The following is a 17,741-nucleotide window of genomic DNA, read 5'->3' as shown; positions in this document are numbered from 1 at the left end:
CGATGCAGGCGCAGGAGCGGGTAGCCGACCGGTACGAGCTGACGTACCCGCTCGGGCACGGCGGCATGGGGGAGGTCTGGGCCGGCTTCGACGAGAAACTGGACCGGCCGGTCGCCATCAAGTTCCTCCGTCAGCTCACCATCCCTGAGGGCGAGCGGGAGAACGCGCACGATGCCCTATCGCTATCCCTTCGGGCCGCTGCCGCCGCGGGCGCCGCTGCTGCCCACCCGCGTCGACATCGTGCAGCCGCGGATCGCGCCGGAAGTCGTCGCGCCATCCGCCGACGAGCTGGACGAAGTGGAGGAACGAGCCTGGGAGCTGGCCGAGGCGGAGCGGTTCACCCAGGCGGCCGAGTTGTTGGAGGCGGCACTCCGACCGCTGCGCAAGGGGCATGCCGCCAAGCAGCCGAAGGTGTTGGAGTTGCGGCTGAACCTGGCCAACCTGTACGTCCTCGCCGGGGCGTTCCGGCAGGCGCTACCGGAGTTTCAGCGCCTGGTCCCCGACCTGGCCGCGCGGCCGGTGCCGGACCAGGAGCTGATCTGGCAATGCCGGCAGCAGGCGGCCGTGTGTCAGGCGGAGCTGGGCGAAGGGACGTCGGCGCTGGTCGAGCTGCGAGCGTTGCTCGCCGAGGAGCAGCGGGAGATGGCCCCAGGCTCACCGACCCTGTTCCCGCTGCGGCAGCAGGTCGCCATGCTGGCGGCGGGCGTGGGCGACGTGACCGAGGCGCGACGCCAACTCGATGACCTCCTGCACGATGCCCACCGAGCGTATGGTTCCGAGTCTGCAATTGCCGCGGAGGTGGAGGCGCTACTGGACCACCTCCGACGGCTGGACGACGACGACCGGTAGACGAAGCTTCGGCCCGGGGGACAGTGCGGTGACGATCAACGGCAGGAAAGCAGGGCGAGAGGTGCCGGCGGGCGTCGAACGCGCCAGCAGGCCGGGCTCGACGGTTGCTCCCGAAGATCGTCTGGTCTCGATCCTGCTCGCCGTGGACCGGGCGATCAGCGCCGGTGACGCTCGGGGTGCACACGACCTGCTGAGGCAAGGTTCACGCGTCGCGAAGAGCTGTTCCGACCCGAAGGTCCGGCAACAGATGCATCGGCTCCTTTCAGTGCAACGCGGACGCGTGAGGGCCAAGCAGGATGCGGGCGAGCGACAGAAGCGACAGCGCGAATTGAAGGCGATCAGGTCCCAGGAGCGGGTCGAGTCACTGCTCGCGGCGCACTGCGCCGGCTGCGGTGTCAGCGGACGCGATGGCGGCCTGACCCGGAAGTCAGGTGCGCCCCGTTGTTCCCGGTGTCACGCGGAGTGGGCCACCGTGAGGTGCGCGCGTTGTGGCAGCACGTTTCGTCGGAGGGGGACCGATCCAGCCTCCCGTAGGTGCGACCTGTGTCGTGACGGCGACCGGTCAGCGTCGGTGCGATCATTGGCGGCGGGTCTGCCCACCCTCGGCAAACGGCGATGAGGGGAACCGGGCAGCTCGTCACCGGGGCTCGTCCGGCCGGACCGACCCTCGGCAGCCGCCGAGCGCTCTTGCCGGTTCCCGCCGACATTGAATCGCCGGCATTTCGACGGTTTCCGGGCCTTGTCGTGGTGAGTTGACCACGAGGGCTGCCCTTAGACGTCAACGTGGTCCAGGGTGTGCCGGGTGGCCACCGAGCCAATAGAGAGCAAGGTCCACCTGCCGTGCCGTATGGACCCCGGCGCCGTGCGCCAACAACTCGGCACGGCACGTCTCGACCAATTCCATGTATCGCCGGTACCGGCCGTGGCCGTTACGTAGTGGCAAGCACACTCTGGCAAGCCCCTTGTGTGCGCGGATGTCATACACCGCCATTCGTTTGGGTGCGGACGCCAGTATCAGCGCCGATGGCAGGGCGTCACCTGTCTTCGTGCCAGGAAGCGGATAAAGGGTGCTACGTGCAGCAGCAGCGGCTTCAGGTACCGGCATCTCGATCAAGCGGGCGGCCTGGACGGTGGCGGACGTGATGGCTCGGACCTTGGCCTTCGGCATCCGAAGCAGCTCAAGGCACCAGGGTCCGCGAGGGATGCGTTTCCAGAGGTAGAGAGCACCGATGTCGGACTTACCCAAGCTGCCGGTTTGGTCGATACGTTCGGCGACCTCTCGAAGGGGCTCGTCGTAGTGGTCCGGAACCTCGGCCCGGTATCTCGCGAGCCTCGACGAGCATCTCGCAGCGTTCGGCTGGTGCCATGAAGGCAGGAGCGGCTGGCGCGGACGTCATCGCGCGATCGGGTGCTTGAGGGTCGCGACGAAGGTGATCCACGACTCAGCGGCGACGGCGAGTGACGGTCCGCTGGCGTCCTTCGAGTCGCGTACGGCGACGATGTCGGGGAGATTGGTGGCGACCTCGACGCAGTCGCCGCCGTTGTCGCCGCTGCGGGTGCTCTTGCGCCAGACGGCGCCGGTCAGGTCAGTCATGCCGCATCTCCCGGGCGATCCGCTTGATCATGTCCTTCGATTCTGCCTCACTCAACGCGAGGGTCTCTACGCCTCTCCACGTGTTCTCGTAGGCAGCCAGCTCATCCGGCTTGTCTAGATAGAGCGCCCCGGTCAGCGACTCGCTGTAGACGATGGATGGTTCGGGTGCAGTGCGTCCCTTGTTGGTGGCAGGAAAGTCGAGGATGACGAAGGAGCCTGCCACCGCGCCGGGGTGCGGTCCGGCCGCAAGCGGTACCACGCGCACCGACACGTTCGGCAACTCTGCTACTTCCAGGAGTCGACTGAACTGACCGGTCATCACCCGCGGCCCGCCAACTGCTCGACGGAGCACAGCCTCCGAGAGCACAGCGTCCAGCCGTGGCGGTCGCGGCAGGAGTCGAGTCAGCAGCCCTTGTCGCTGCATGCGCACCTCAACGGCCCGCTCCCGCTCCTCAACACTGAGGCGACTGCTCGGGTGATAGAGCCCCAGCGCGTACTCCCGGGTTTGGAGTAGTCCCGGGATGAGCGACTCGTCGTAGCGGCGCAGGTGGGCGGCGGCCGACTCCAACCCCACGTACAGCTCGAACCAGCTCGGCACCGCGTCCCCGTACGCGTGCCACCACCCCTTCGACTTCGTCTCGGCCGCGAGCCCTCGCATCGCCTCGGTCATCTCGCCCGAGACCCCGTACAGCTCGCACATCGCCTTGACGTCGAGCATCCGCACCGCGCCCATCCCGCACTCGATGCGCCAGATCTTCTGTCGGCTGTATTCGAGCGCCTCGGCGGCGGCGTCCAGGGTCACCCCCGCCTCGGTCCGGTACTGCCGCAGCAGCCGCCCGAGCTGCCGCCGCGGCACGGTCGATCCGAGGTCGTCGGCCATCCGAACACTCCCTGATTCCACGGCGCAACACTGCGTGACTCGCTTCTGCAACACCTACAGGTTGCAGTAAAGAAAGTCAATGAATCTGGAAGAAATATCGCCGTGGAACGTTGCAGGAACACTGCGGAGTGTCACAAGCTGACCACCAGAAGCCCTGGTGCCGTACCGCCGATCGAAGGCTGCGGTGGCAGGTGCCGGGTGGGTCCGCCCGTGCGCGGCGGGCGGGCGGACCCGCCTTCCACCCCACGACGAGAGGCAGGTTGGCCATGAGCGACCGCATCAGTTTGCTGCCCTGGCAGGTGGGCGAGCACCGCTTCAAGCCCGCCGGGTTCGGCCGCCGCGGCCTCGACCCCGCCGAGGTGTACGCGTTCCTCGACCGCGTGGCCGTCGACTTCGCCGCCGTCCACACCGCCCTGGCCGCCAGCCGCCGCGAGGTCGCCGTCGCGAAGCTCGCCCTGCTCGACCGCGGGAACGCGCGGTGACCGGGCGGTACGTCATTCACCTGCCGGTCGCCGCCACCGACCTGACCGCCGCGCAGCGCCTGGCCCGGGTGGTCGCCCGCTGGACGGTGCTCCTGCCGCAGACCGACCCGGGGGAGACCACCGTCTCCGCCGAGGACGACCAGAACGTACGCCATCGGGTCTTCTGCGACCTGCTGATGCCCGGCGGCCGGCGCTGCCTCCTGGCCGCCGACCACGACGGCCCCTGCACTCGCCGCCTGCGCCGTTGAGCCAGGTGCCGATGCGCTGGACGGTGCCCGGCCGGTCAAAGTGCCGATGCTTCGGAGGTGCGATAATCGTCCAATGTCGACGCCTGGTGGTCACCTCTTCGGTGCCTACGGGATGTTCTGGGAGGCGGACGAGATCTCCTGGAGCCCGGGGTCGGGACCGAGTGCCTGGCAGTTGCTCGGACGCCAGAACCGCAACGCGGGAAGCATCCGGCTGTGCGACTTCAGGCGTGCCCGTGGCGTCTACATCCTTTTCGACCACTACGGCCCCGCGTATGTGGGCCTGGCACGGGGAAGAGGGGGACTCGGTGGACGGCTCAAGGATCATCTGTCGGATCACCTGGCGGGGACATGGTCCCGCTTCTGTTGGTTCTCCTTCGACGATGTGGTGGAAGGTGAGCTTGACGGGTGGAAGGTGGTGAGCCAGCGGGATCGCCCGGTTCCCAGCACAGGCGACACGGTCATCCGCGAGGTCGAGGCGCTCCTTATCAACGTGCTCGGCGCCCGGCAGCAGAACCAGATGAAGTTCCTGGGCGCCCAGAGATGGGAGCAGGTGACCGAGAGTGATGCTGCGACGATCAAGGACCGAGGCGTCGTCGATCACCACGGGTTCACGTTCAAGCCCACGTACAGCTACTGACCTCCGGCTGCGCTCCCTCGCCGCCGCCCGGCGGCATGTCAGGGACGAGGCCAAACCTTGAGGGCCCACTGTGCCAGGCAGGCGCCTCGGAGGGTTATCGCCATGTGGGGATCGGTGGCCCAGAGGTCGGCGAAGAGCTCGTCGGCGGCCTGAGCGTTGGCGTCGTGGCTGCGGGCCTCCTCAGGTCCACGGGGCAGGGCGAGGATCGTGCTCTGGGTGAGCATCAACAGGGATTTGGTCCGGAGGTAGTTGCGCTTCGTCGGCCAGGCGCTGTTGCTCATCTGGGAGTTCTTCGCGCCGGTGACCAGCGTGAGATTGCCCAGGCGGTCGAGGTCGTCGTTACGTCGCTGCGTTTCCCGCGCGCGATCGTGATCGGAGAGACCGGGCGGGACGGGCCAGTGCGTCTCCCAGGCCCGGGGCAGCACGTGTTCGACGGTGAACGCCTTCCCCGCCCGGGTGCGGCCGGCTCCGTCGGGTGCCTCGTCCTCGCTGAGGCACGCCCCCGGCGGGGCCAACTGCTCCACGTCCGGGCCTAGCATCGCCGACTCCAGAGCCTCCAGGACCATCCGAACGCGGGAAGCGCGCAGCAGGCGTCGGTACTGCGGCTCCTCAGTCAGGGCCGACTCGAACTCCCAGTCCTCCGGCCACCTGGACGAGTCGTCGGTCAGGTCGGCGAGGGAGCTGGTAACAGCTTCGCCCACAGCCGCCGGGTCAGTCTTCTTGGCGCGTGCCAGCACGGCCGCGAAGACCCGGTTGTAGTTCTTGGCCGTGAGGCCGCAGGCCGCGCGCCGGATGAGGTAGGACTCGACGGACACCAGCGCCCGCTCGAACTCGGCGCGGGGAACCTGACCGTCGACCTGAGCCGCCATCCACAACACCAGGGGCATGGGCGTGGTGGTGTTGAGATCGTGGAGCCTGGACATGAAGCGGCCCTCGGCGGTGCCGTACGAGGCACTGCGGAGCCTCCGCCAGGTGGTGACATGGTGGGCTATCTCGGCGAACAGCCGATTCACCCCCTCCGGGTCCGGCCTCGACATCGGGCCGGACCGGGCCCGGGCGATCTCCTGGACCGTGGAGAACAGGTGAGCCTGTGCGACATCCGCACCGCGAGGGCTCGCCGACGCGGCCCAGAAGCCGATCGCAAGATCGAGACGCTGACGGCGCGTCCGTCCTACGGAGTCCTCCTTGGAGTACCAGTCGTCCTCAAGAGCCGCCCAGTACTTTCCGTGAAGAGCGTCTACCGAGAGCCCGGCTACTTGAGCCCGGTTGAACATGTGGTTCTTGACCAGGTCCGACGGGAGGAGGGCCGTGCCATGGGCGTTGAGGGTCTCGAAGATGACCTGAGCGTCGTCCTCGGCCGGGTCCAGCTCGATGACGACGATGCGGATCAGATCCCGTAACGTCTCGATCAGCGCGGCCAGGCGATCGTCGGTGGAGGCGGACTCGGCCTCGGTGCTGATCGATGGGCCCGCCCAGTCGTCCTCGTCGCCCGGATCCCACCCGGAACCCCCGTCGGCCGTGTTGACGAAACCGATCACCCTCTCGCGGAAGAAGCGGTATGCGCTACCGAGCAGGGAATCGTCGGGGTCGTCGTTCATGGCTCGTTGAAACGACTCCCGATCGGCGTTCGTGGGCCAGACCTTGTACCGGTCGTGGGCCTCCTTCACCGAGTCGTGCGGGTTCTCGATCAGGCGTCCGATCCTGCTCGCAGACTTGCTGAGACCGCAGTCGGTGGCTGCCACGCGGGTGGCAGCGAGCAGCAGCTGCAACGTCGTCATCCGCTGCTGACCATCGATGATGCGTTGTTCCGGCAACTGCCCCGTCTTGGAGAGAAGCCCCTCGTGCACGACGGCGCCCAGAAAGTGGGGCCGGGTGCTGTCGACGCCCCGTTCCTGATCCGTCATCAGCCGGCACGTCGTCTCCACGACGTCGGTCCACAACGGCCACCAGTTTTCCTGCTCGTTCCAGACGTACTTCCGTTGGAACAGCGGCACGGTGTAGCGGACCTCGTTGGTCAGGATCCTGCTGAGCGAAAGCGTCTTGGAATCCATCGGATCTCCTCCACCCCGCGCTACGTGTGTGGCCGATGTCCGAGCCCCGGACCGTCGGCGAACGCACATCATATGGTCTCGGATCCATCCGCCCTGTACCTGTGACCACTGGCCGTTGGTGGGCCTCTTGTCGGCGCCGGGTGGCCTCGACCAGTCGTTCGTAGTTCTGGGCGCTCCCCGTCAACCCGAGCGGGCGAGCTGTCAACCCGGTGGTCCGGCGGGCCCTGTCAGTGAAGGGTGCCTCCAGCGGCCGATCCGTCGCGCTTCGCGCGCACCGGCAGATCGGGCCTGGGTTGTGGGCGCGCGCCCCTCCAGGACCTGCGGCTGCGCGACACTGGCCCGATGTCGTCGACGATGCTGGTGACCGGGCCCCGCCTCGCGTACGCCCTGGTCCTGCTGACCATGGTCGCGGCGGCCGTGGCCGCGGTGGGCCGGCTCGGTCACGGCCGGCAGATCGCCGTCGCCGTCGCCCGCGCCGCCGTCCAGCTCGCGGCCGTCTCCCTGCTGATCACCGCCATCGTGACCTCGCTGTGGGCCACGGCCGCGTTCGTGGCGGTGATGTGCGCGGTCGCCTCCGGCACCTCGGCCCGCCGGATCACCCGTGGCCGGCACGGCTGGTGGGCGGCCGTGCCGATCGCGGCGGGCAGCCTGCCGGTGGTGGTGGGGCTGCTGCTGGCGGGCCTGCTGCCGCTGCGCGGGATCGCCGTCGTGCCGGTGGCGGGCATCCTCATCGGTGGGGCGATGACCGCCACGTCGCTGGCCGGGCGCCGCGCCTTGGACGAGCTGACCGGTCGCTGGGGTGAGGTGGAGGCGGCGCTCGCGCTCGGCCTGCTGCCCCGGGACGCGGCGCTGCTGGTCTGCCGCCCGGCGGCGGCCCAGGCGCTGATCCCGGCGCTGGACCAGACCCGCACCGTGGGGCTGGTGACGCTGCCCGGCGCCTACGTGGGTGTGCTGCTGGGCGGGGCGAGTCCGGTGGCCGCCGGGATCACCCAGCTCTTCGTGCTGGTGGGCCTGCTGGCCGTGGAGTCGGTCGCGGTGGTGCTGACCGTCGAGCTGGTGGCCCGGGGGCGGCTGCAGCGGCGTTGATTCCACGGGGGCCGATTCGGGTACGGACGCATGGAACATGACGAGTGAACGGCGCACAGCTCGTGTGTGATTCGGTGCTTTTTGCGCAGCAGTGTTGCGCACTATAGTGGCCCGGGACCCGAGTCGACGGTTTGAGGAGACGCCCACGATGTGTGGCATTGTTGCCCTGCTGCCCCGGTACGACCGCCTAGGTGAGGCGGTGGCGGCCGACCACGTCCTCGGCAGCCTGACGTGGGACCTGGCCTCCCCGGAGGCGGTGGGGACGGTCACCGTGGCCGGCGCGTCCGAACTGCTCACCGACGCGCACCGGCGCGCCGAGAAGGCCCTGGCCCTGCTCTCCGCGCCGGCCACCCTCGGTCTGCTCGCCGCCGACCCGGGCCTGCAGGGCGAGGCGATCGCCGCCCTGGACCGGACCCAGCGCTGGCTGGACGGCTGGGACGCCGTGCTCGACGGTGGGGCGCAGGGCTCCCCGGAGGAGGTCGAGGCGGCCCAGGCGCAGGCCGTCGTGGTTCGCGACCTGCTCTGGATGCTGCGCAACGACCGGCTCGCCGCCGCCCGCCGGATGCGTGAGCTGGGCTTCGGCGACAACGCCGACGCGAAGCTGGCCGTGTCCTACCTGAGCGTGGACTCCGTCCTCGACGCCATCGACCGGCTGGAGGTCCGCGGCCGCGACTCCGCCGGCGTGCAGCTCTGGGTCGGCCTCGACGACGCCGACCGCAAGACCATGGACACCCTGGCCCCGGCCTCCGACCCGAAGTTCCGCTCCGGCGCGGTGGAGATGGTCGGCGACGGGGTCGTCTTCGTCTACAAGCGCGCCGCCATCCTCGGCTCCCTCGGCGACAACGTGGCCCACCTGCGCGCCTCGATCGTCGCCGACGAGCGGCTGGCCACCGCGCTGCGCCTGCCCAGTGCCCGGATCTCCGTGCTGGCCCACTCCCGCTGGGCCAGCGTCGGGCGGATCAGCGAGGCCAACGCGCACCCGGTCAACAGCGTCGCCGGGGACACCGAGCTGCCCTACTCGGCGGCGGTGCTCAACGGCGACATCGACAACCACGTCGAGCTGCGCCGCAACAACGGCATCGTCACCGACGAGATCACCACCGACGCCAAGCTGATCCCGGTGATGTACTCCGCGGCGCTGCGCCGCACCATGGACCCGGGCGAGGCGCTGACCTCCTGCGTGGCCCAGTTCCACGGCTCGATGGCGATCGGCGTGCAGGACGACGCCGGCCACCTCACCCTCGCCCAGAAGGGCAGCGGCCAGGGCCTCTACGTCGGCCTGGCCGACTGGTGCTACATCGTCGCCAGCGAGGTGTACGGCCTGGTCGCCCTGACCGACCGCTACCTGCGGGTCGACGGCTCCGCCACCGACGGCGGCGTCGTCGTGGTGCTCGACGGCGACAACGCCGGCACCCTGGAGGGCATCACCGAGGTGACCTCCGCCGGCGTGGCCGCCCCGGAGCGGGTGCAGACCGCCGAGATCACCACCCGGGACGTGGCCCGCGGCGACTTCGACCACTACCTGGTCAAGGAGATCGCCGGCGCTCCCCGTTCGTTCCGGCGCAGCCTGCGCGGCCGGATCGCCGAGGTCGACGGCCTGCTCCAGGTCTCCGTCGGCGAGAGCGGCCTGCCGGCCGCCATCCGCGAGGACATCGCCCGGGGCCGGTTCCGCGAGGTGGTCCTGGTCGGCCAGGGCACCGCCGCCGTCGCCTGCCAGGGCATCGCCGAGGTCATCCGGCCGCACCTGCCGGGCCTGGCCGTCCGGGCCGTCCCGGCCACCGAGCTGTCCGCCACCGACCTGCCGCAGGACATGAGCGGCATCCTGCTCATCGCGGTCAGCCAGTCGGGCACCACCACCGACACCAACCGGGCCGTCGACCTGGTGGTCAAGCGGGGTGCCGCCGCCGTGGCGATCGTGAACCGCCGCGACAGCGACCTGGCCCACAAGACCCACGGCGTGCTCTACACCTCCGACGGCCGGGACGTCGAGATGGCCGTCGCCTCGACCAAGGCGTTCTACTCGCAGGTCGCCACCGGTGTCCTGCTCGGCCTGCAGATCGCCCGCGCCTGGGGCAAGCTGCGCCCGGAGATCGAGAACGACCTGCTGGTCGGCCTGCTGGAGATGCCGGCCCACCTGACCGCCGTGCAGGGGCTGACCGACGAGGTCGCCGCCGCCTCCCGGGAGATGGCCGCGTACCCGTCGTGGGCGGTGGTCGGCTCCGGCCCGAACCGGGTCGCCGCCGCCGAGGTCCGGATCAAGCTCTCCGAGCTGTGCTACCGGACCGTCTCCACCGACGCGCTGGAGGACAAGAAGCACATCGACCTCTCCGCCGAGGCCATGATCATCGTCTGTGCGGCGGGCACCCCGCCGCAGCAGGTGCGGGACATGGCCAAGGAGATCGAGATCTACGCGGCCCACAAGAACGCGCCGGTGGTCATCGCCGACGAGGGCGTCGACATCGCCTGGGCGGCGCAGCACGTGATCCGGGTGCCGCGCGCGCACCCGGCGCTGGCCTGGCTGCTCAGCACCGCCGTGGGCCACCTGATCTCGTACCACTCGGCGCGGGCGATCGACGAGCTGGCCCTGCCGCTGCGGCAGGCGCTGACCCTGCTGGAGGAGCGGGTCGACCAGGGCGCGGCGCACTTCACCGACGTGGCCGAGCTGGCCGAGCCGGTCGAGGAGTTCCTCGCCGAGGTCGCCACCGGCCGCACCCGGGGCGTGCTCTCCCCGGAGGCCACCCTCAGCCTGGCCAACGTGCTGCTGTCGCTGCGCGGCCTCAACGCCGGCCTGCCGATGCGCGCCGACGAGCTGGGGGAGCCGCTGGACTACGTCCGCGACCAGCTCACCGCGTCGGTGGAGGAGCTGACCCGCTCGATCGACTCGGTCAAGCACCAGGCCAAGACGGTCACCGTGGGGACCTCCCGCGACGACAACGACCTGCTGGAGAACCCGCTCACCCAGGCGCTGGTCGCCGCGGGCAGCGACGTCAACCTGCTCACCTACCCGGTGCTGCTGGCGCTGCGCGCCCACGCGCCGCTGGTCGGCGAGGTGACCGGCGCGGTGCGCTACCGGGTCGACCGGGCCGGCGACGAGAGCGCCATCCGGGTGCTGGCGAAGTCCGGCGAGGTGGCCGACACCCCCAGCCGGGCCGACAACGGCACCCGGCTGACCGGTTCCAAGCGGTACGCCGTCGACGCCCGGATGATCCAGCTGGTGCGCGGCCGGACCGACGACCGGCTGGTGCTGATGGTGCCGGAGCAGGTCGGCGCGCACGTGTCGGGCCTGACCCTGCTGCACGTGGCGCTGGTCCCGGCGGCGAGCGCCGCCGCGCTGACCAACGCGCTGCAGACCAGCGGGACCCGGCTCGCGGAGATCGACGCCGCGGTGACCGAGACCGAGGCCACCTTCGACCCGGCCATGCTGGAGCAGGTTCCGGTGGAGAAGGTCCTGGTCGGCTCGGTCGGCGAGGTGGCGGGCGCCCTGCTCGCCCGCTGATGCGCGCACCGGAGCGCCGGGTGGGTCCGCTGGACCTGCCCGGCGCTCCGCCGCGTCAGCGGGTGTGGGTGACCTTGGTGATGCCGCGCGGGCTGTCCGGATCCTCGCCCCGGGCCAGCGCGAGGGTCAGCGCCAGTCGTTGCAGCGGGAGGATGTCCAGCAGCGGCGAGTAGCGCTCGTCGACCGCCGGCACGCCGATGTGCGCCTGCTCGCCCGCCGCCCGGCCCGGACCGACCGTGATCACGTCGGCGTGCATGGTGCGCAGCCGCTCGATGACCTCGTTCATCGCCGCCCCGCCCGGACCGTCGCCGACGATGGTCAGCACCGGCATCTCCCGGTCCGCCACGGCCACCGGGCCGTGCAGCAGGTCCGCCCCCGAGTACGCGAGCGCGGACAGGTACGACGTCTCGATGATCTTGTGGCTGGCCTCCCGGGCCGTCGCGTACGCGTAGCCGCGGCCGGTCACGACCAGCTGGGTGGCGTAGCGCAGGCGGGCCGCCACGTCCTCGTGGTCCCGCCCGGCCAGGGCCTGCGCGGCCAGCTCCGGGAGCCGGTCCAGCTCCCGGGCGACCGCCGGCTCCGGCGCACCCGTGCCGGTGCGGATGCCCTCGACGACCAGCAGCAGCGACAGCAGCTCGGCGGTGTACGTCTTGGTGGCCGCCACCGCCCGCTCCGGGCCGGCGAGGATGTCGACGTGCAGCTCGGCGACCCGGGCCAGCTCCGAGTCGGGCGCGTTGGTCAGGGCCAGGGTGGTGGCCCCGGACCGGCGGGCGCTGTCGAGGACCTCGACCAGGTCGGGGGAGCGGCCGCTCTGCGACACCCCGATCACCAGCGCCTGGGACACGTCCGGGTGGGCGCCGTAGAGCGACACCACGCTGGGTGAGGCGAGCCCGGCCGGGCGGCCCAGCCGGATCTGGCTGAGGTACGACCCGTACAGGGCGGCGTGGTCGGAGGTGCCCCGGGCGACCAGCACCACGTGCCGCACGTCGCGGCGGGCCACCTCGCGGGCCACCTCCCGCACGGCGGCCGCGCCGTCGAGGATCCGTTGATAGGTCGTCGGCTGCTCGCCGATGTCGGTCGCCATCCCCTGGCCGGCTTCTGCCACCACGACTCTCCCGCGTGCTCACGTCCGCGGCGGCGGCCCGGGTCGGGGCCCCGCCCACGGAACAGGTCCTGCGAGCACTGTTGCACGATCTTGCTCGAACTTCAACCGCACAGAGCATCTCCGCGCATCGATCGCGCAGCTTTTGCACGCGCGGAAGGGGCGCGAACGCCGGATCGGCCGGCCCCGGCTGGGCTACGGTCGTCCCATGGACGCCCGGACGGTCGCGATCGAGGCGCTCAAACAGGACCCGGCCACCTCGTCCCTGCGCCGCTCACTGGACTTCTACTACGGCGACCCGGCCCGGGACGCCGGCCTGGACGCCTTCTACGCCCGCTTCCTCACCGCGGGGGACCTGGCCTTCGACGTCGGCGCGCACGTCGGCGACCACATCGGCTGCTTCCGCCGCCTCGGCGCCCGGGTGGTGGCGGTGGAGCCACAGCCGGCCTGCTCCCGAGCGTTGCGCACCCTCTACGCCGACGACCCCCGGGTCACCCTGGTCGAGGCCGCCTGCGGCGCGACCGCCGGCCGGATCCCGCTCGCGGTCAACACCGCCAACCCCACCGTCTCCACCGCCGCGCCCGACTTCCGCCAAGCGGCCGAGGGCGCCGACGGCTGGCGGCACGAACGCTGGGACGCCCAGGTCGAGGTCGAGGTCGTCACCCTCGACGCGCTGGTCGACGCGTACGGCGTGCCGGCGTTCGTCAAGATCGACGTGGAGGGCTTCGAGGACGCCGTGCTGGCCGGGCTGAGCCGGCCACCACCCGTGCTCTCCTTCGAGTTCACCACCATCGCCCGGCCGGTCGCGTACCGCTGCCTGGACCGGCTCCGGGAACTGGGCTTCGACGCCTTCAACGTCGCGCTCGGGGACAGCCGGTCCCTGGCCTTCCCCGACTGGGTGCCCCCCGACCGGCTGGCCGCCTACCTGTGGGCCCTGCCGCACCGGGCCAACTCCGGCGACGTGTACTGCCGGTCGGGTCGGGGACGGCCGTAGGATCGACCGCCGTGCCGCACATCGTCGCCCTGCTGGCCTCGCCCGTGCACCGGTACGTGGGCCGGCCCGCCGACGGACCGGCCCCGGCCCCGACCGGTGAGCTGGTCGACCGGGTGACGATCCGGGCCGGCCTGGGCATCGTCGGCGACCGCTACTTCGGCCGGCCGGCCCACCGGGAGGCCGCCGTCACGCTGATCGCCGAGGAGTCCCTGCCGGCCGGCGCCGGCCTGCTCCAGGCCCGGCGCAACATCCTGACCAGCGGCATCGCCGTCGACGACCTGGTCGGCGCGGTGCTCACCCTCGACTCCGGCGACGGCCCGGTCAGCCTGCGGGTGCACCGCCCCGCCCCACCCTGCGCCTGGATGGACACGACCATCGGGCCGGGCGCCTGGAAGGCGCTGCGCGGCCGGGGCGGCATCCGCTGCGCGCCGCTGACCGACGGCGTCCTGCGCGTCGGCCCGGTCGAGGTGACCGTCACCCGCTGACCGCCGTCGCCCGCTGACCGCCGTCACCCGCCGCGGCGGCGCGGCTGGGGAAGATCGGGAAGACGCCGTCGAGGCGCATCGTGTGCAGCACGGTCAGCACGAACCTCGACGGCGCCACCAGGCACAACGCCGCCGACCGGGCCCGCGCGTCCTGGTGGGCCCGGACCAGCAGCCCCAGACCCGCGGGGTCGATCACCTCGACGTCGCTGAGGTCCACCAGCAGCCGGTCACCCAGGTCGACCGTGCGGGCCAGGGCCCGTCGTACGCCGTCGGCGGGATCCGTCGTCGCCGGCTCCCGCCCGTCGTCGCCGTCCTCCGGCGCGCCGAGGCCGAGCGGGTCGTCGACGGTACGCCGCCCGCCGACACGCGCCGGAGAGTCGATCTCGCAACGCGGGCAGTGGTGCGGCCCGGAGGCGAACGGGGAACCGGCCCAGCCGTTGTCGAACACCAGCGTCCAGACCACCTCCGCGTCGGGCAGGACGCACGCCGTGCCGGTGACGGTGTCGCCGCAGCCGTCGCAGATCAACGTCATCCGGTGATCGGCCGGTACGACCGTCATGACCTCTCCTCTCGTTCACCGGCGGACCGCTCGACGGTCCACCGGCGCAGCTGCCGCGCCCGTTGGACGGGCGCCGGCCCGGCCCGGTTCCTACCGGACGGCGGGATCCGCCGGCCGCTGTCCCGAGCCGGCCGGGTCGCCCGGCCGCCGGCCGGCCGCGGCACGCACCGCGAGGAGCACCGCCACCCCGGCGGCGCCCGCCTGGACCAGCAGCCGCCCCCCGGAATCCCGCACGTCCACGCCGTCGAGGCGGGCCACGATCGTGCCCAGCAGCGCCGCCGCGACCCCGGCGGCGACGGTCAGCCAGACCGGCACCGCCCGGCGTCGGGGCACGACGAGTCGCCCCACCGTCCCCATGGCGAGCCCCACCAGCAGCGCGCTGACCAGCGCCGCCCCGGTCACACCCGGCCTCCGCGCGGACCCGGCCCGGACGCGGCGGGGAGCCGGTGGTCGGGTGACACGACGGGCGGTCGCGGTCCGGTCATCGCGTCGGCTCCTTCCGGTCGGCGTGCCCTGTTTCCCACCGTGCGCGAGCAGCGTGGCGGGCGTCCGGCGGTCGGATGACGGTTGTGTGACAAAACCCGCGAGCGCCCGGCGGAGTTGGGAGCTCGGACCCGGGCCGGGGAGGATGGGCAGCATGACGGCCGTACTGGTGATCGAGGACGACGACCGGATCCGGCTCGCGCTGCTGCTGGCCCTGGAGGAGGAGGGCTGGACCGCCCACGGCGCGGCGACCGCCGAGGAGGGACTGCGACGGCAGCGGGAGACCCCCGCCGACAACGTGCTGGTCGACCTGATGCTGCCCGGCGTCGACGGGTACGAGTGCATCCGGCAGCTGCGCCGCGACGACGACGTGCCGATCGTGGTCGTCAGCGCCCGCGACGACACCTCCGACATCGTCGCCGCGCTGGAGGCCGGCGCGGACGACTACCTGGTCAAGCCGGTGGCGGTCAAGGAGCTCTCCGCCCGGCTGCGGGCCCTGCGCCGCCGCGGCCGGGCCCCCGCCGCCCCGGTCAGCGCCCAGACCTTCGGCGACCTGGAGATCAGCGAGGAGGCCGGCGAGGTCCGCCGGGCCGGCCAGCCGGTCCCGGTCACCCGCACCGAGTTCCGGCTGCTGTGCGAGCTGGCCGACCACGCCGGCCGGGTGCTCTCCCGCCAGCAGTTGCTGCGCCGGGTCTGGGGCTACGAGACCGGCGACGAGCGGCTGGTCGACGTGCACGTCGGCCGGCTCCGGCAGAAGATCGAACAGGACCCGGGCAACCCCCGCCACCTGGTGACCCTGCGCGGCCTCGGCTACAAGCTGCAACGATGACCCGGCTCGGACTGCGCGCCCGGGTGACCGCCGGCTTCGCCGTCGGCGCGCTGTCGCTCGCCGCCGTGATGGCGCTGTTCACCTACGACCTGACCCGGCGCTCACTGCTCGAGGAGCGGGAACGCACGGCCGTGCGGGTGGCCTACTTCGACGCCGAGGTGGTTCGCGGTGGCCTCGACACCGACGAGCCGGACGTGGTGGAGGTGCTGCGTTCGCTGAACACCGGCGGTAGCCGGCGACCCCTGTTGTTCCTGGACGGGCAGCCGCACGCCCGGGCCGCCGAGGTCAGCGGCGACATCGTCCCGGCCGAGCTGCGCCGTGTGGTCGCCGCCGGGGAACCGGCCGTGCAGCGGGTCCGGGTGGACGGGCAGGCCACCCTGCTGGTCGGCGTGCCGCTGTCGGAGCGGGCGAGCTACTACGAGCTGACCTCGCTGCGGGAGGTCGAGGAGACCTTCCAGGTCCTGGCGCTGACCCTGACCGCCGTCGCGATCATGGTGGGCGGCTCCGGCGCCGCCCTCGGCTGGTACGCCACCCGGCGCAGCGTACGCCCGCTGACCGCCGTCGCGGACGCCGCCGAACGGATCGCCGCCGGGGACGTGACCACCCGGCTCGACGCCACCACCGACCCGGACCTGACCCGGCTCTCCACCTCGTTCAACCACATGGTCGACCAGCTGGCCCGCCGCATCGAGCGGGACCGCCGGTTCGCCGCGGACGTCAGCCACGAGCTGCGCTCGCCGTTGCAGACCCTGGCCGCCGCGGCCAGCGTCCTCACCAGCCGGCGCGCCCACCAGGACGAGCGGACCGCGATGGCGGCCGGGCTGGTGGCCGACGAGGTCGCCCGGTTCCAGCACCTGGTCGACGACCTGATCCAGCTGGCCCGCACCGAGCAGCCCGCCCAGCGGGAAACCGTCGACGTGGCGGCGCTGGCCCGGCAGGCGTGCCGGTCACGGGGGCTGCCGCCCGAGCTGGTCCGCCTCGCCCCGGACACCCCGGCCGACTGGCGGGTCGACCGCCGCCGACTCGAACAGGTGCTGCTGAACCTGCTGGACAACGCCGTCCGCTACGGCGACGGCCCGGTGGCCGTACGCCTGTCCCGGGCCGGGGCGGACACCGGTGTGGTCGAGGTCGACGACGCCGGGCCGGGCGTGCCCCCCGCCGACCGGGAGGTGATCTTCGACCGGTTCGTCCGGGGCCGGGCCGCGCACGACCGCGCCGGCACCGACGGCACCGGCCTCGGTCTGGCCCTGGTCTCCGCGCACGTCGCCGCGCACGGCGGCCGGGCGCAGGTCGAGGAGCGCCCGGGCGGCGGCGCCCGGTTCCGGGTCGAGCTGCCGGGGAGCCTGCCGTGAGCCGGCGTCTCGCGGCGCTGCTGACCGTCGCGCTGCTCGCCGGTTGCGGCGTTCCGGTCGACGACGGTCCCCGCCCGGTGCAGGCGCCGCCCGGCCCGTTCCCCAACCCGGCCACCGGCAGTCCCAGCGTGGCCGCCGGGCAGGTCGACGAGACGCTCTGCTTCGTCCGCGACGACGGCCTGGACACCGTGGTCCGGCAGGTGCAGGCGCTGCCTGCGGTGGACGTGCACCTGCAACGCCTGCTCGCCGGCCCGGACGGCGCGGAGCGCGACCGTGGGCTGGTCACCGCGCTGCCCGGCACGCTGACCGTGACCGGCGCGCGGCTCACCGGCCGGCTCGCCGAGGTCACCGTGCAGCCGGTCGGCGAGGAGATCGGCCGCAGCGACGAGATCCTGGCGTACGGGCAGATCGTCTGCACCCTGACCGGTCGGGGTGACGTGGACCGGGTGAGCTTCCGGCGGGGTGACCAGCCGTTGGAGGTGCCGCGGGCCGACGGGTCGCTGTCCCGCGAGCCGTTGACCGCCGCCGACTACCGGCCGCTGCTCCGCGAACGCTGACCCACGCCGACCACCGGCCGGCGCCGCGCGAGCGCCGAACGGACTCCGGCCGTCGCG

The 17,741-nt window shown here is 72.1% G+C and carries 17 protein-coding genes; 11 read left to right on the top strand and 6 right to left on the bottom strand.

Annotated elements, in window-relative coordinates:
- Positions 1-171 precede the first annotated feature (171 nt).
- Positions 172-849: a hypothetical protein gene (locus GA0074704_RS20255; protein WP_088971955.1), complete on the top strand. Its 678-nt coding sequence runs from the start codon at positions 172-174 to the stop codon at positions 847-849.
- Between the two features lie 1,393 nt (positions 850-2,242).
- Here GA0074704_RS20255 and GA0074704_RS20245 read toward each other — a convergent pair.
- Positions 2,243-2,443: a DUF397 domain-containing protein gene (locus tag GA0074704_RS20245; protein WP_088971953.1), complete on the bottom strand. Its 201-nt coding sequence runs from the start codon at positions 2,441-2,443 to the stop codon at positions 2,243-2,245.
- Entirely contained in the window at positions 2,436-3,323 is an 888-nt protein-coding gene (locus GA0074704_RS20240; RefSeq protein WP_088971952.1) for a helix-turn-helix domain-containing protein, read from the bottom strand. The genes GA0074704_RS20245 and GA0074704_RS20240 overlap by 8 nt, the downstream gene beginning before the upstream one ends.
- Positions 3,324-3,589: 266 nt before the next feature.
- On the opposite strand from GA0074704_RS20240, the gene GA0074704_RS20235 reads away from it, so the two are divergent.
- From GA0074704_RS20235 to GA0074704_RS20225, 3 genes are all read left to right on the top strand, one after another.
- Positions 3,590-3,805, top strand: coding sequence for a DivIVA domain-containing protein (locus tag GA0074704_RS20235; RefSeq protein ID WP_088971951.1), 216 nt, complete (start codon positions 3,590-3,592; stop codon positions 3,803-3,805).
- Positions 3,802-4,053, top strand: a complete 252-nt coding sequence (locus tag GA0074704_RS20230; RefSeq protein WP_088971950.1) for a hypothetical protein — start codon at positions 3,802-3,804, stop codon at positions 4,051-4,053. The genes GA0074704_RS20235 and GA0074704_RS20230 overlap by 4 nt, the downstream gene beginning before the upstream one ends.
- 73 nt (positions 4,054-4,126) lie before the next feature.
- Positions 4,127-4,690 (top strand): hypothetical protein, encoded by a 564-nt coding sequence (locus GA0074704_RS20225; RefSeq protein ID WP_197697555.1) that lies wholly within the window; start codon positions 4,127-4,129, stop codon positions 4,688-4,690.
- 38 nt (positions 4,691-4,728) lie between these two features.
- On the opposite strand, the gene GA0074704_RS20220 is transcribed toward GA0074704_RS20225, so the two are convergent.
- Complete coding sequence (locus GA0074704_RS20220) at positions 4,729-6,741, bottom strand: DUF262 domain-containing protein (RefSeq protein ID WP_172880653.1); 2,013 nt, start codon at positions 6,739-6,741, stop codon at positions 4,729-4,731.
- A gap of 342 nt (positions 6,742-7,083) precedes the next feature.
- On the opposite strand from GA0074704_RS20220, the gene GA0074704_RS20215 reads away from it, so the two are divergent.
- A complete protein-coding gene (locus GA0074704_RS20215; protein WP_088971948.1) occupies positions 7,084-7,827 on the top strand; it encodes an ABC transporter permease in 744 nt (247 codons plus the stop codon).
- A gap of 148 nt (positions 7,828-7,975) precedes the next feature.
- Positions 7,976-11,323 (top strand): SIS domain-containing protein, encoded by a 3,348-nt coding sequence (locus GA0074704_RS20210; RefSeq protein ID WP_157743737.1) that lies wholly within the window; start codon positions 7,976-7,978, stop codon positions 11,321-11,323.
- A 55-nt stretch (positions 11,324-11,378) separates the two neighbouring features.
- Here the strand turns inward: GA0074704_RS20210 and GA0074704_RS20205 are convergent, their stop codons facing one another.
- Positions 11,379-12,407, bottom strand: coding sequence for an SIS domain-containing protein (locus tag GA0074704_RS20205; protein ID WP_088971946.1), 1,029 nt, complete (start codon positions 12,405-12,407; stop codon positions 11,379-11,381).
- 226 nt (positions 12,408-12,633) lie between these two features.
- Here GA0074704_RS20205 and GA0074704_RS20200 point away from each other — a divergent pair, with 226 nt between their 5' ends.
- Positions 12,634-13,419, top strand: coding sequence for an FkbM family methyltransferase (locus GA0074704_RS20200; protein ID WP_088971945.1), 786 nt, complete (start codon positions 12,634-12,636; stop codon positions 13,417-13,419).
- Between the two features lie 11 nt (positions 13,420-13,430).
- Positions 13,431-13,904 (top strand): MOSC domain-containing protein, encoded by a 474-nt coding sequence (locus GA0074704_RS20195; RefSeq protein ID WP_088971944.1) that lies wholly within the window; start codon positions 13,431-13,433, stop codon positions 13,902-13,904.
- On the opposite strand, the gene GA0074704_RS20190 is transcribed toward GA0074704_RS20195, so the two are convergent.
- Together GA0074704_RS20190 and GA0074704_RS20185 are read right to left on the bottom strand one after the other, a co-directional pair.
- Positions 13,894-14,463 (bottom strand): STAS domain-containing protein, encoded by a 570-nt coding sequence (locus tag GA0074704_RS20190; RefSeq protein WP_088971943.1) that lies wholly within the window; start codon positions 14,461-14,463, stop codon positions 13,894-13,896. The genes GA0074704_RS20195 and GA0074704_RS20190 overlap by 11 nt on opposite strands.
- Positions 14,464-14,553: 90 nt before the next feature.
- On the bottom strand, positions 14,554-14,865 hold the full coding sequence (locus tag GA0074704_RS20185) for a hypothetical protein (protein WP_231926594.1): 312 nt from the start codon (positions 14,863-14,865) through the stop codon (positions 14,554-14,556).
- A gap of 235 nt (positions 14,866-15,100) precedes the next feature.
- Between GA0074704_RS20185 and GA0074704_RS20180 the strand changes: the two genes are divergently transcribed.
- From GA0074704_RS20180 to GA0074704_RS20170, 3 genes are read left to right on the top strand one after another with little or no spacing between them, the layout of a single operon-like run.
- Positions 15,101-15,775, top strand: coding sequence for a response regulator transcription factor (locus GA0074704_RS20180; protein ID WP_088973838.1), 675 nt, complete (start codon positions 15,101-15,103; stop codon positions 15,773-15,775).
- Entirely contained in the window at positions 15,772-17,127 is a 1,356-nt protein-coding gene (locus GA0074704_RS20175) for a sensor histidine kinase (RefSeq protein ID WP_088971942.1), read from the top strand. Before GA0074704_RS20180 ends, GA0074704_RS20175 begins: the two co-directional genes overlap by 4 nt.
- The gene (locus GA0074704_RS20170) at positions 17,124-17,684 is read left to right on the top strand and encodes a GerMN domain-containing protein (protein WP_088971941.1); all 561 of its coding nucleotides are present in this window, start codon (positions 17,124-17,126) and stop codon (positions 17,682-17,684) included. Before GA0074704_RS20175 ends, GA0074704_RS20170 begins: the two co-directional genes overlap by 4 nt.
- The last annotated feature ends 57 nt before the right edge of the window (positions 17,685-17,741 follow it).

Origin of the sequence: Micromonospora siamensis, assembly GCF_900090305.1 — a bacterium.
GTDB classification, from domain to species: domain Bacteria; phylum Actinomycetota; class Actinomycetes; order Mycobacteriales; family Micromonosporaceae; genus Micromonospora; species Micromonospora siamensis.
Note: the sequence above shows the minus strand (reverse complement) of the source record. Positions and strands in the feature narration are given on the sequence as shown.